General features: G+C 67.5%; 12 protein-coding genes and 1 pseudogene. 11 read left to right on the top strand and 2 right to left on the bottom strand.

What is annotated here, in order from left to right; genetic code table 11:
- Positions 1 to 205: pseudogene (locus I0Q12_RS21455) on the bottom strand (hypothetical protein); the annotation flags it as partial.
- Positions 206 to 399: 194 nt separating this feature from the next.
- Here I0Q12_RS21455 and I0Q12_RS21450 point away from each other — a divergent pair.
- Entirely contained in the window at positions 400 to 1,035 is a 636-nt protein-coding gene (locus I0Q12_RS21450) for a glyoxalase (protein WP_197254519.1), read from the top strand.
- 83 nt (positions 1,036 to 1,118) lie between these two features.
- On the opposite strand, the gene I0Q12_RS21445 is transcribed toward I0Q12_RS21450, so the two are convergent.
- Positions 1,119 to 2,033 (bottom strand): LysR family transcriptional regulator, encoded by a 915-nt coding sequence (locus tag I0Q12_RS21445; RefSeq protein WP_197254518.1) that lies wholly within the window; start codon positions 2,031 to 2,033, stop codon positions 1,119 to 1,121.
- 142 nt (positions 2,034 to 2,175) lie between these two features.
- On the opposite strand from I0Q12_RS21445, the gene I0Q12_RS21440 reads away from it, so the two are divergent.
- From I0Q12_RS21440 to I0Q12_RS21395, 10 genes are all read left to right on the top strand, one after another.
- Positions 2,176 to 3,114: a VOC family protein gene (locus I0Q12_RS21440; RefSeq protein ID WP_197254517.1), complete on the top strand. Its 939-nt coding sequence runs from the start codon at positions 2,176 to 2,178 to the stop codon at positions 3,112 to 3,114.
- A gap of 36 nt (positions 3,115 to 3,150) precedes the next feature.
- Entirely contained in the window at positions 3,151 to 4,521 is a 1,371-nt protein-coding gene (locus I0Q12_RS21435) for a Rieske 2Fe-2S domain-containing protein (protein ID WP_197254516.1), read from the top strand.
- Positions 4,518 to 5,054, top strand: coding sequence for an aromatic-ring-hydroxylating dioxygenase subunit beta (locus I0Q12_RS21430; protein WP_197254509.1), 537 nt, complete (start codon positions 4,518 to 4,520; stop codon positions 5,052 to 5,054). The genes I0Q12_RS21435 and I0Q12_RS21430 overlap by 4 nt, the downstream gene beginning before the upstream one ends.
- On the top strand, positions 5,051 to 5,251 hold the full coding sequence (locus I0Q12_RS21425; protein ID WP_197254507.1) for a ferredoxin: 201 nt from the start codon (positions 5,051 to 5,053) through the stop codon (positions 5,249 to 5,251). Before I0Q12_RS21430 ends, I0Q12_RS21425 begins: the two co-directional genes overlap by 4 nt.
- Before the next feature lie 3 nt (positions 5,252 to 5,254).
- Complete coding sequence (locus I0Q12_RS21420; RefSeq protein ID WP_197254505.1) at positions 5,255 to 6,460, top strand: NAD(P)/FAD-dependent oxidoreductase; 1,206 nt, start codon at positions 5,255 to 5,257, stop codon at positions 6,458 to 6,460.
- 32 nt (positions 6,461 to 6,492) lie between these two features.
- On the top strand, positions 6,493 to 7,320 hold the full coding sequence (locus I0Q12_RS21415; protein ID WP_197254503.1) for an SDR family oxidoreductase: 828 nt from the start codon (positions 6,493 to 6,495) through the stop codon (positions 7,318 to 7,320).
- Between the two features lie 2 nt (positions 7,321 to 7,322).
- A complete protein-coding gene (locus I0Q12_RS21410) occupies positions 7,323 to 8,471 on the top strand; it encodes a S9 family peptidase (RefSeq protein ID WP_197254501.1) in 1,149 nt (382 codons plus the stop codon).
- A gap of 33 nt (positions 8,472 to 8,504) precedes the next feature.
- Positions 8,505 to 10,592: a hydantoinase/oxoprolinase family protein gene (locus I0Q12_RS21405; protein ID WP_197254499.1), complete on the top strand. Its 2,088-nt coding sequence runs from the start codon at positions 8,505 to 8,507 to the stop codon at positions 10,590 to 10,592.
- A complete protein-coding gene (locus I0Q12_RS21400) occupies positions 10,592 to 12,748 on the top strand; it encodes a hydantoinase B/oxoprolinase family protein (protein ID WP_197254496.1) in 2,157 nt (718 codons plus the stop codon). Before I0Q12_RS21405 ends, I0Q12_RS21400 begins: the two co-directional genes overlap by 1 nt.
- On the top strand, positions 12,745 to 13,181 hold a 437-nt coding region (locus I0Q12_RS21395), incomplete at its 3' end, for a 3-keto-5-aminohexanoate cleavage protein (RefSeq protein ID WP_231611162.1). The genes I0Q12_RS21400 and I0Q12_RS21395, both read left to right, overlap by 4 nt.

Genomic DNA, 13,181 nt, shown 5'->3' with positions numbered 1-13,181 from the left:
AGCTCGCGGTCGGCGCCCTGCCCGCGGTGGTCATGGTCGCCGGGGCGCCGCCGGTCTTGGCGTTGCGGTGGAATGCGGTGGTGTCGATCCGGTCGACGATGTCGATGACCGTCCACACGGGATGATCGGCGCCGAGCCAGTCGCGCATGTCCGGTGGGATCAGGAACTGTTGGTCGCGGTCGACGGGTCGATATCCTTTGGCCACCAACAGATTCTACACAAAGCCGCAGGTCGGCCCCGCCGCGTCACGGCGAGACCGACCCGCGATTCTGCAACAGCCCGTTGAAGGAGAATGTACCGCTCGCTCGGAAAACGGGGCTTCACCGGTCAGGTACAGCGGCGACGAACCGGTCAGGAATCGAGAAGCCGGGTCCGCCATGACTTCCTAGCATCGAAATCATGACGACGACCAACGCACCCACCACGTCCATCACATCCGTCACGATCGAGGTCGCCGACGTCGACGCCGCGCGTCGCTTCTACGAGGCGTTCGGGGTCGACGCCTACATCCGACTGCGGGAGTCCGCCGAGGACACCAGTGGTTTCAGGGGATTCACGCTGGCGCTCACGGTCTCCGGCCCCGCGACCGTCGATGCCTTCCTCGACGCCGCCGCCGATGCCGGCGCCGAGGTGATCAAACCGGCAGCGAAGTCCCTGTGGGGCTACGGCGGGACCATCCAGGCGCCGGACGGGACGATCTGGAAGGTCGCGACGTCGGCGAAGAAGGACACCGGTCCCGCCACTCGCAACATCGACGAGTTCGTCCTGCTGCTCGGCGTCGACGACGTGAAGGCCGCCAAGAAGTTCTACGTCGAGCGCGGGCTCGTGGCCGGCAGGAGCTTCGGTGGCAGGTACGCCGAATTCGCCTCCGACGCATCGAGTCCCGTCACTCTCGCACTGTACAAGCGCCGGGGTCTGGCAAAGCTTCTCGGAGTTCCGGCCGATGGGTCCGGTTCGCATCGCATCGTCATCGGCTGCACCGCAAAAGGATTCGTCGATCCGGACGGTTTCGTCTGGGAGGCTGTCGCGAGTTGAGGGCCTGCATCCGCGTGGCGGCCAGTCATCCGCCCTGGCGATTGTCACGGCGGATGACTGGTGGCCGAGCGGATATTCAGGTCTCAGGCTTCGTCGTTCTCGGCGGCGAGATCGATCAGCGTCTGCCGGAACCAGCGGTGCGCAGGTACCGCGTCGGTGCGATTGGTCCACGCCATGATCTCGGTGATCGGCTGCAGGCGCGGGACGGGTGGGTCGAGCAGCCGGATCCCGGCGGCGTCGCGAACCTGCCGGGCGAGACGCTCGTGCACCAGCGTTACGAGCCGGGTTCCTCGCAGCAGGAACGGTGCCATGCCGAAACCTGCTGTGATTTCGGTATTTCGGGGAACGCCGAGGAAGTCGAGCTGCATCTCCGACAGTGATCGGCGGTGCCCGGACGACGCAGCCAGATAGGGCAGGGTGCTGAACTGCTCGAGGGTGATATCCTCGCCCACCTCGGGATGATCCTTGTCGACGGCGACGACGTACCGGTCGCGGAACAGCCGGTGGTAGTGGAATTCGGTGTGCTCCTCGAACGCTTCCTGCGGCATGATCAGGAGATCTACTCTGTGCCTGCGTAATTGGTCGGCGAAGTCGTCGCCCGTCGGGTAGATGCGCAGCCGGATCCCGGGCGCTTCGATCGACAGGCGGGCGATGAGCGGCTGCAGGAACGTCATCGTCAGGTAGTCGTTGGCGATGATCGTGAACGTGTGCTCGGCGGTCGCGGGATCGAACTCGTTCCGGAGTGAGAGCACGTTCTCGATGCCGGTGAGAAGCTCGCGCACCGGTTCGGCCAGCGACTCGGCGAGCGGTGTCGCGACGAGGGTGCGGCCGTCCCTCGTCATGATCGGGTCGCCGAACAGTTTGCGGAGCCGATTCAGGGTCGACGACATCGCCGACTGGCCGACGGACAGGCGCTGCGCGGCGCGGGTGACGCTGCGCTCGGTCATGAGCATGTCGAAGGCGACGAGCAGGTTGAGGTCGACGTTGCGCAGATCCATGCGCCCACATTAATTGATTTCATCAATGTCGAACATCTCTAAAGATTGTTTGAACGCGGTGACTGGAGTCACTACTTTCGTCTGCAACGGCAACGGATACCCCACAACCCGGCGGTCCCGGCCATCTCAGAAGGAAGACATCGTGACGAAGCCCTTGATCACTCATCTGCGCCATGTGGCGATCGCGGCACCGGATCTCGACCGTCAGCTCGCGTTCTATCGCGACCTGTGGGGCCTCACCCACACCGAGTCCGACACCGGTATCCACTTCCTCGCGGCAGAGGGGTCGCCCGAGCAGTACGTCCTGCGGCTGCGCAAGGCCGACGAGAAGCGCCTGGACCTCGTGTCGTTCGGCGCTGCCTCGATGGAGGACGTGGACACCTTCGCTGCCGAACTCGCCCGCAAGGGTGTGCGAATCATCCACGAGCCCCGCAAGATCGACACTCCCGGCGGCGGCTACGGCTTCCGCTTCTTCGACGGGGACGGCCGTGTCGTCGAGGTCTCGTCCGACGTGGCGACCCGCGGCTTCCGGCCGATCGAGGAACGCGAATCGATCCCGGTTCGCTTGTCGCACTTCGTCGTCAACTCGGACAACCCGGAAGCGACCGTCGCGTGGTACGTCGAGTACCTCGGATTCAAGCTCTCGGACACGTTGTGTCTCGGCCCCCGTGGCGATTTCATGTGGTTCCTGCGCTGCAACGACTGGCACCATTCGTTCGCGGTCTCCCGTGCCCCGCACGTCGCGGTCAACCACATCTCGTTCGAGATGCGTGGCGTCGACGAATACCTGCGCGCTACCGGCCGGCTGCTCCGCGAAGGCGCCCAGAAGGTGTGGGGTCCGGGGCGTCACAAGGCCGGTGACAACACCTTCTCCTACTTCATGGACAAGGTCGGCAACTGCGTCGAATTCACGACCGAGCTCGAGACCGTGGACTGGGACCAGCACCACCCCTCGGTCTACGACGTGACCGTGCCCGACAACATCGACCAGTGGGGCACAGCGAATCTCATGAACGAGTTCGTCGCCAAACAGATGCACAACGACCCGGACCGCGGTGTCTTCGTCGCACCGCCGCTCTGACCCGCCACTCCGATCCACCTGCCCAAGAGGTCAACGATGACTACCACCCACGAACCCCACTCCGCGTTCGCGACCCCGCTCGACGCGCTGCTCGACCGGGTCGAGAAGGACATGCAGGACGATCTCGTGCCCGCCGAGATCTTCAACAACGACGAGGTGTTCCGCGCCGAGATGGAGCGGATCTTCACCACCACATGGGTTTTCGTCGCCCACGAGACCGAGATCCCGAACGCCGGTGATTTCGTGCAGCGCAAGATCGGCCTCGACCCGGTCATCGTGACCCGGGACGGCAAGGGCGGCATCAACGTTCTGTCCAACTACTGCCGGCACCGGGGTACCCAGGTCTGCCAGACCGACGCCGGCAATTCACGTTTCTTCACCTGCCCCTATCACGGCTGGACGTACGCCAACGACGGCAAGCTCGTCGGCACGCCACTTATGCACCGCGCCTACGGGCAGCCGCTCGATCCCGAGCAGTGGGGTCTCAAGCGGGCCGCGAAGGTGGCGACCCGCAACGGGTTCGTGTTCGCGGCGCTCTCCGACGACGTTCCGCCGCTGGACGAATGGCTCGGCGGCGCCGGCTGGATGCTCGACGTGATCACCCAGCTGCACCCGGACGGAATGCGGGTCGCGGGGCCGCCGGAGCGGTACATCGTCAACGGCGACTGGAAGACCGCGGGCGAGAACTTCGCCGGCGACGTCTACCACCTGCCGACGCTGCACACCAGCATCCAGGAAGTCGAGATGATCGAGGGGCTCCAGGGCACCTGCGAGATCGCCCGCACCTACGAGTTCGAGAACGGCCACACGTTCATCGGTCACGCCTGGACCGAGGCGATCGGCCCGTTCTTCACCCACTGGGGGTACGGCGCACTCGAGGGATACACCGAGCACTTCGACCTGTCCGGTTTCGACGAGACGCAGAAGTTCGTCGCCGAACACCAGCCGCCGACCGTCGGCACGATCTTCCCGAACCTCAGCTTCATCCGGATCTTCTCGCCGCTGCCCGACGGTCCGCCCGGGGTGTTCACGAGTTTCCGTCAGTGGCAGCCCGTTGCCCCCGGCAAGCTCGAACTGTGGAACTGGCAGTTCGTGTGGAAGTTCCAGGACGAGGAGTCCGCACAGCGCGACTACGTCGGCGGACAGTACTGCTTCGGTTCCGCCGGCCTCTACGAGCAGGACGACACGGTCGCGTGGGAAGGTGTCCAGCGCGCCGCGGCCAGCCCGTGGATGCGCAAGGAAGGCATGAAGTTCAACTACCAGCAGGGCAACAACTCGCCCGTCGACCAAACACCGGACCCCGATTGGAAGGGCCCCGGCATCCACCGCAACACCGGTTACGGCGAGCACGTGCAGTTCAACTTCCTGCGCCAGTGGCTGCGCACCATGAAGGGAGACCGGGCATGACCGCAACCACGAACACCGCCGCAACCACGAACACCGTGGACCACGCGACCTACACCGCCGTCGCGCAGTTCCTCGCCCACGAGGCGCGGTTGCTCGACGAAGGCCGCGAACAGGAGTGGTTCGAGCTGCTCGACGACGATCTGCTCTACACCGTGCCGTCCCGCCAGTCGACCGAGCCGCGCAGCGCGGAGATCAACCGCAACGCCTGGCGTATCCGCGACACCAAGGCGCACGTGCGGACCCGCATCGCCCGGCAGAACACCGGCAAGGCCTACTCGGAGGTGCCGCCGTCGCGCACGATGCGCCTCGTCGGCAGCATCGAGGTTGCCGCGACCACCGAACCCGACGTCGTGGAAGCGCACAGCTCCCTGCTGCTGTACCGCCAGCGCGGCATCGACGTGCACTTCGACCTGATTCCGTGCCGTCGAAACGACCGGATCCGGCTCACCGACGCAGGCCCGCGACTGCTCGCCCGCGAGGTGATCCTCACCGAGACCAGCATCAAGACAGCCAACCTGGGAGTGTTCCTGTGACCAGCGTGACCGTCGACCCCGGCCGATGCACCGCCTACGGCATCTGTGTCGGCATCCATCCCGACGTCTTCTCCATTCCCGCCGGCAGCCCGGTTGCCGTCGTCACCCGGGACGTCCTCACCGACGACGATCTCGAGGACGTGCAGGAGGCGATCCGCGCCTGCCCCGCGCAGGCCCTGACCCTCGTGGAGGACTGAACCATGAGCAGCTCCGGCGACAACACCGTCGTCATCGTGGGTGCCTCGGCGGCAGGCCTCTCCGCGGCGGACGGCCTGCGCGAGGGCGGCTTCACCGGACCCGTCGTCGTCCTGGACGCCGAGGCCGAGCCGGGCTACGACCGCCCGATGCTGTCCAAGGGGCTGCTCGCCGCCAAGGAGACCACTGCACCTGCGTCGCTGCGGACGCGGGAACAACTGGCGGAGAAGAACATCGAGATTCTCGGCGGCCACGGTGCCGTCGGTCTCGATATCGACCGCCGCCTCGTCGTCACCAACTGGGGCGAGGCGATCCCGTGGCACCGGCTGATCGTCGCCACCGGCGTCACGGCCCGCCCGGTCGTCACGACGTCCGGCATGGCTCTGCCGACGCTTCGGACCCGCGCGGACCTCGACACCGCCCGCGCGATCGCGACCTCCGGTAAACCGGTGACCCTCATCGGTTCCGGATTCATCGGTCTCGAGGTGGCCGCCGCGTTGCGCTCCCGCGGCGTGCAGGTGACCGTTGTCGGCCGCTGTGCGTTGCCGCTCGTCTCGTCGGTCGGCACGGAGGTCGCGCTCTGGCTGCGCGACCTGCACCTCGCGCACGGCACGAGGCTGGAGCTGGGCACCGGGATCTCCAGGGTCTCCGAAACCGGCGCCCGCTACGCCGTCCGTCTCGCCGACGGCCGGGAACTGCACGCCGAGACCGTGCTCGCCGGTGTCGGCAGCGACCCTGCCACCGACTGGCTCCTCGGATCGGGTGTGGATCTCGACGGCGGCGTGGTCACCGACTCCGCCGGTCGCACCAACGTTCCGGGGGTGTGGGCGGCAGGCGACGTCGCGAGCGTCCCCGACCCCTGCGGTGGTCACCTCCGTTTCGAACATTGGACCCACGCGATCGAGCAGGGCCGCCATGTCGGACTGAACATCGCCCGCGGCACCACCGATCCCTACACCGCGGTGCCCTATGTGTGGACCGAGCAGTACGGCCACACGCTGCATCTGCTCGGTGAGCGGCAGCCCGGCGACACCGACGTCGTGATCGAGGGCGACGTGGCCGCAGGAGAATTCGTGGTTGCACACGCCTCCGGCGGCGAACTGCACGGTGCCACGCTCTGCGGACGCATCCGCGCCCTGCGCACGTTCAAGAAACTCCTGCGCGCCGGCGCCACCCTCGACGACGCACTCGCCATCGCGACCCCCGCCTGACCTTCTCACCACTCCTGACTAAGGAACTCATCATGCAGATGCTCGACGACCACGTTGCCCTTATCGTCGGGGGCGGTTCGGGTCTCGGCCTCGGAATCGCCCGCCACTTCATCGGCGAGGGCGCCCGCGTCGCGATCTTCGAAATCTCCGAGAGCAAGTTGCTCGACCTGAAGGCCGAATTCGGCGACGACGTCCTGCTCGTCCAGGGCGACGTCACCAGCATCGACGACCTCGAGGCGGCCCGCGCCGCCGTCCTGGACCGCTTCGGCCGCATCGACTCGCTCATCGGCGCGCAGGGCATCTTCGACGGCAACATCCCGTTGCGCGACATCCCGACGGACCGCATCCAGAAGGTGTTCGACGAGGTGCTCCACGTCGACGTCCTCGGCTACATCTACGCGGCCCGCGTGTTCCTCGAGGAGCTGGAGAAGACCGGCGGCGCCATCGTGTTCACCTCGTCCACCGCGGCGTACGCGGCCGACGGCGGCGGCCTGTTCTACACCGCCGCCAAGGGCGCGGTGCGCAGCGTGATCAACCAGCTCGCTTTCGAATTCGCACCGAAGGTTCGGGTCAACGGTGTCGCACCGTCCGGTATCGCGAACAGCCAGCTGCAGGGTCCGCGCGCACTCGGACTGGAGAACAACAAGCAGTCCGACATTCCCGTCGAGGATTTCACCAACCAGTTCCTGTCGCTGACCCTCACGCCCACACTGCCGACACCCGAGGAGTACGCGCCGCTGTACGCGTACCTGGCGTCGCGGCACAACACGACGATGACGGGACAGACGATCATCGCGGACCAGGGCCTGTTCAACCGTGCCGTCATCAGCAACGGTGTCGCCGACCGAGTGGGGAAGTGACCATGTACCGCTACTTTCCGACCAACTATGTGTGGAGCCTGTCGGTCAGCATCGCGATGAACTGCGGCGGCCAGATCGGTGAGATCGACCAGATCTGCGCTCCGCTGGTCGACATCGCGAAGGACGGCGACGACGCCGGCACCGAGAAGTTCTTCCACTCCTGGTGCGACTTCGCCGATCAGCTCGTCCGTTACGCCGAACAAGATCTCGCCGAGGGACATCCGCTGTCCGCGGCAGCCCGCTACTCGCGTGCCTCGGTGTACTACCTTGTGGCAGAACGCATGCAGAGCCGGAACTACGGCCCGCGTCAGGAGGCATACCGCAAGTCCGTCGAGACGTTCGCGCTCGGCATCGAGCACGGGCGCGAACGCGCCGAGATCGTCGAGGTCCCCTACGAAGGCGCCTCGTATCCGGCGATCTTCATGCCCGGCGACGGCGAGCCCCCGGCCGGCGGCTACCCGGTGATGGTCTTCTGCAACGGCCTGGACTCGATGAAGGAGATGCTGTTCCGTCTGGGCCTCCCTCGCGAACTCGCGCGCCGCGGCATTGCGACGCTGTGCGTCGACCAGCCCGGCACCGGTGCGTCGCTGCGGGAACGCGACATGCCTGCGATCCACGACAGCGAACGCTGGGCGAGCGCGGCGGTCGACTACCTGGAAACCCGTGACGACGTCGAAGCGTCCCGCATCGGCATGAGCGGCGTGTCGCTCGGTGGTTACTATGCGCCGCGCGCAACGGCTTTCGAGAAGCGATTCAAGCTGTGCGCGGTGTGGGGCGCCAACTACAACTGGGGTGAACTCCAGAAGCGCCGCCTGCAACGCGAGGGCGAGAACCCGGTGCCGCACTACTGGGATCACGTCCAGTGGGTGTTCGGCAAGGACTCCCTCGACGAGTTCATGGCGTTCGCGCCGAAGATGACCCTCGAGGGTGTCGTCGACAAGATCACCGTGCCCTTCCTCGTCACCCACGGCGAGGACGATCGGCAGATCCCGATGGAGTTCGCCGTTCCCGAGTACGAGAACGCGGTGAACAGTCCGGACCGGCGCTTCAAGATCTTCACCCGAGCCGAGGGTGGCTCGTCGCACGCCGGTGCCGACAACGAGGCCGTGCCCGCGAACTACATCGCCGACTGGGTCGCCGACCGGCTCTGACGCATCACTTCCTCACGAGATCGAGAGTTACGCATGACCACCACCACCTCCACCGGCTGGACGATCGGTACCGATGTCGGCGGCACCTTCACGGACCTCTGGCTCCGCTCACCCGAAGGGCAGTCCTGGGTGTGCAAGTCGCCCACCACCGCCGACGTCGTGACCGGTGTCGTCAACGCCGTCCACCTGGCCGCCGAGACCGTGGGGCTCGATGTTCGCGATCTGTGCTCGCAGACAACACGTTTCGGTCACGGCACGACGGTGGGCCTCAACGCGCTGCTCACCGGCCGCACCGCGAGGACCGGGTTGATCACCACCGCCGGGTTCGGGGACGTCCTCGAGATCGGCCGGTTGCGGCGTGGCACCGCAGGTCTGCAGGGCCTGGACCTGGGCGACTACCACCTGCGCGGCCAGGTGCCGCCGCTCGTGCCGCGCACGCAGGTCGTCGAGATCGACGAACGTATCGATTCCGACGGCATCGTCCGGACCGCCCTGGACGAGGAATCGGTGCCAGCGGCGATCGGGCGGCTGCGGGAACTCGATGTCGAGGCGGTCGCCGTGTGCCTGCTGTGGGCCACGGAGAACCCTGCCCACGAACTCGCCGTCGCCGAATTGATACGACGCGAGCTTCCCGGGGTGTTCCTGTCGCTCTCGCACGAGATCGCGCCGTCGGTGGGGGAGTACGCGCGGGCATCGACCACGGTCGCGAACGCGGCACTCGGACCGATTGCCGGGCACTATCTTTCACGCCTCGAAGAAGAGCTGTGGGCACTGGGCATGACCGCGCCGATCATGATGACCACGAGCGCGGGCGGGGTGGTGCCGGCGCGGACCGTGACCGAGCGCCCGGTCTCGAACCTGCTGTCCGGTCCCGCCTCGTGTGTGGTGGCGGGCCAGAAGATCGGTGCCGAACTCGGTGCGCCCAATGTCCTCACGATGGACGTGGGCGGCACCAGTTTCGACGTCGGCGTCGTCGTCGACGGGGTCGCGCTGATGAGCGACGAGGTGACGTTCGGTGGTGCGGACATGCGCGTACCGAGCATCGATATCGCATCGATCGGTGCCGGTGGCGGGTCGATCGCCGCGGTCGAGGGCGGGGTCCTGTCCGTGGGACCGCGCAGCGCCGGTGCCGAACCCGGCCCGGTCTGCTACGGCAAGGGCGGTACCGAACCCACCACCACCGACGCGGATCTGGTGCTCGGTGTGCTCGATCCGGCGCAGTTCGGCAGCGGCGGAATCGTTCTCGACCGGGCCGCGGCGATCGAGGAGAAGGTGGGCAGACCGCTCGGCCTGTCCGCGGTCGAGGCCGCTCGGGCGATTCGGGTCGTCTTTGACAACGCCATGGCCGATCTGCTGCGCGCCGTCACGATCGAACGCGGCCACGATCCCCGCGAATTCACCCTCGTCGCCGGAGGCGGCAGCGGCCCGTCCCACGCCTGGGCGCTGTGCCGTGAGACCGGGCTCTCCGGGTTCGTCGTGCCGCCCACCGCGACCGCGGCGTCGGCGTTCGGTGCCGGCACGTCGGATCTGAAGACCACCGCCTCGCGCACGTCCTACCGCCGCATCCTGCCGGAAGTGGGGGCGAGCGACGAGGACACCAAGGTGATCGTGTCCGCGCTCGCGGAAACCCGTGAACGCGCCCTCGCCGCCATCCCCGACCCGGACGGCAGCACCGTCACCGACATCGCGTCGGTCCGCTACTTCGGGCAGGCCCACCACCTCGACATCCCGCTTCCGGAACATGTCGACACCGACGCGGTCGCCGCACTCCTGAACGACTTCGAGCGCGACTACGAGCAGTTGTGGGGCAGGGGAGCAGGTTTCAAGGAAGCCGGGTTCGAGATCCTGTCGGTGCGGTCGGTCGCTGCACTGCCTGCCACGAACATCGCCGGTGCCGGCACCGGGGACCTGTTCGAGAAGGCCGGCACCCGTCCCGTCGTGTTCGACGACGCGAACAACCCCGACGACACCGCCGTCTACGAGGCGCGGTGGCCGGCGGCGGATCAGGAACTCTCCGGCCCCGCCCTCGTGTCGCTCCCCGGCTGCGTCGTGGTGATCCCGCCCGGCGCCACGGCGACCACCGATGCTCTCGGCCAGATCCACGTGAAAGTGAACCAGTGATGACCGCCATGATCGACGCCGCACCCGTTTCGCTGGACGGCGCCAGCACCGACCCCGTCGTCCGGCAGGTGGTCCGCTCTCGGCTCATCGCCATCACCGACCAGATGCGCCTGGCGTTGCAGTCGGTGAGCGGCAGCCCCACCGTCACCGAGGCGAGCGACTTCTTCACCGGAATCTACCTGCCCGACGGCGCTTTCGTGACCATGGGCCACCAGGTCACGTTCGAGGCACCGCCGGTCGGCTCGCTCATCCGGCACCTGCTGGCGAAGGGCGTGAAACTCCAGGACGGCGACCGCATCATCGGCAACGACCCGTTCGTCGGTGCACTGCACCAGAACGACGTGCAGATGTGCGCGCCGCTCGTCGTCGACGGCGAGCTGCTCGGCTGGGCCGGTGTCATGGCCCACGAAACCGACCTCGGCGGAATGGATTTCGCGTCCTGGTCGCCCAAGGCGACCGAGGTGTGGCAGGAGGGCCTGCGCATCCCCGCCGTCAAGCTCGTCGACGGTGGTGAACTCCGCGAGGACGTGCTCGACATGATCCTGACCGCCTCGAGGTTGCCCGCGCAGGTCGGTCTCGACATCCGCGCATTCATCGCGACCCTCAACGTCGCCGCGGACCGGCTCACCGAACTGTCCCGCCGGTACGGCAAGCCCACGGTGCTGTCGGTGATGCACGCGATGGTCGACGATGCGGAAGCGCTTGTCCGGGAACGTCTGCGCGAGCTGCCCGACGGTGTCGTGCACACCCGCGACTTCCTCGAGCACGACGGCCACGAGAACATCCTGTACGTCGTCGACTGCGTGCTCACCAAGCGTGGCGATTCGCTGCACTTCGACTTCTCCGGATCGTCCGGCCAGGCACAAGGTTTCGTGAACTGCTCCCGCGCCGGTCTGGCCGGTGGTGTCGCCGGTGCGGTCATCCCGACCCTCGGATTCGGGATCCCGTGGAACGAGGGCATGTTGCGCCCGGTGGAGATCTCCGCCCCGGACGGTCTCGTGTGCACCGCGGTGCCGCCGGCGCCCGTCGGCTCGGCCACGGTCGAGGCGGTGTGGACGGTGAGCAACGTCGTGTCCGCCGCGCTGAACCGGCTGCTGCTCGCCTCCCCGAAGTACGCGCACCGCGCGCAGGCCGTCAACAGCGGCACGATGGCGACGTTCAACCTGTCCGGTCGCGACCGTCACGGCAAGGTGTTCGGCCTGCACCTGATGGACCCGCTCGCCGGTGGCTTCGGTGCGTTCTCCGACCACGACGGCCAGAACGCCGCCGGGCCCATCAACGCGCCCTGCCCGTCCATCGCCGACGTCGAGGTGAACGAGCAGAAGAACCCGCTGTTCTACCACTACCGGAGGCTCGCCCCCGACACCGGCGGCGCCGGTCGCCGCCGGGGTGGACTGGGCGCCGAGGTCGGCCTGACCGTGTCGGTGCCGCAGGCCGAAGCGCTCGTCATGACGCACGGCGCCGAGGTCCCCAACTCCGCCGGTATCGGCGGCGGCCTGCCCGGTGGCCTGATCCACCAGCGGTTCCGCAGGTCCGGTGAGGAGTCGGTGAACCTCGGACCGAAGCCCGGTTCCTTCCCGATCACCCCCGACGACCTGTTCGAGGTGACATGGCAGGGCGGCGGCGGCCTCGGCGACCCGCTCGACCGCGACCCCGCGGACGTGCTCGCCGACGTCCGCTACGGCGTCGTCGGTGCGGTCGCCGCGCTCGAAACCTACGGCGTGGTGCTCACCGACGACGGCGTCGACGAGACCGCCACGGCGGCCGCCCGTCGCGGCATCCGCGCGGCCCGGCTCGGCGTCGACCCCGCGACCCTCACCGATCCCGCCCCGGTCACCGACGATCCCACGATCGATGGTGTCAAGCTCGCCGACCGTCTCGTCGCGGTGCGAGATGCGGACGGGCAGTGGGAGGTTCGCACCCTCGACGGCGCGGTCCTGTCCCACGGATCGACCCGGTGGCGCGAGGGCGCGCACCGCTTCGCCATGACGCTCCCGCCGGCCGTGGGGGACGAGCTGCACTCCGATCTCGCGATCACGGGCTGGGCCTGCCCGAGGACCGGGGCTCTGCTCGCCGTCGACGTGCACCTGCGCAGCGAGGACCCGTTCCACGACCTCGATCTCGATGTGACTTCGCTCGAAGGAGACGCCCGATGACCCGGAAAGTGATTCTCACCGTCGCGCCCACGGGCGGGATGGCCACCAAGGAACAGTCGCCGCACCTGCCGGTCACGCCTCAGGAGATCGCCGACGACGTCGCCCGGTGCTGGGAAGCCGGTGCGAGCGTGGTCGCCGTGCACGCCCGTCGGGCCGACGGCCTGGCCACGTGCGACCCGGACGTCTACTCCGAGATCAACACCTTGATCCGCGAGCGCACAGACATCGTCATCAACAACTCGACCGGTGGAGGCATCCACGGTGATCTGCCGATCCGGCTCAACGACGACCTGTGGGAACTCGACTGGAACGAGCGGATCAAGGGTATCGAGGGCGTCGGCTGCGAGATGGCGACACTCGATTCGCACACCATCACCGCGAGCTTCGAAGGTCGCGAGCACCTGGTGACGACCACGCCGAAGCGGTCGCGCTG

The organism is Rhodococcus sp. CX, from assembly GCF_015865005.1.
GTDB lineage: Bacteria > Actinomycetota > Actinomycetes > Mycobacteriales > Mycobacteriaceae > Rhodococcus.
The sequence above is the reverse complement of the archived record's forward strand: the minus strand, read 5'-3'. Positions and strand labels throughout refer to the sequence as shown.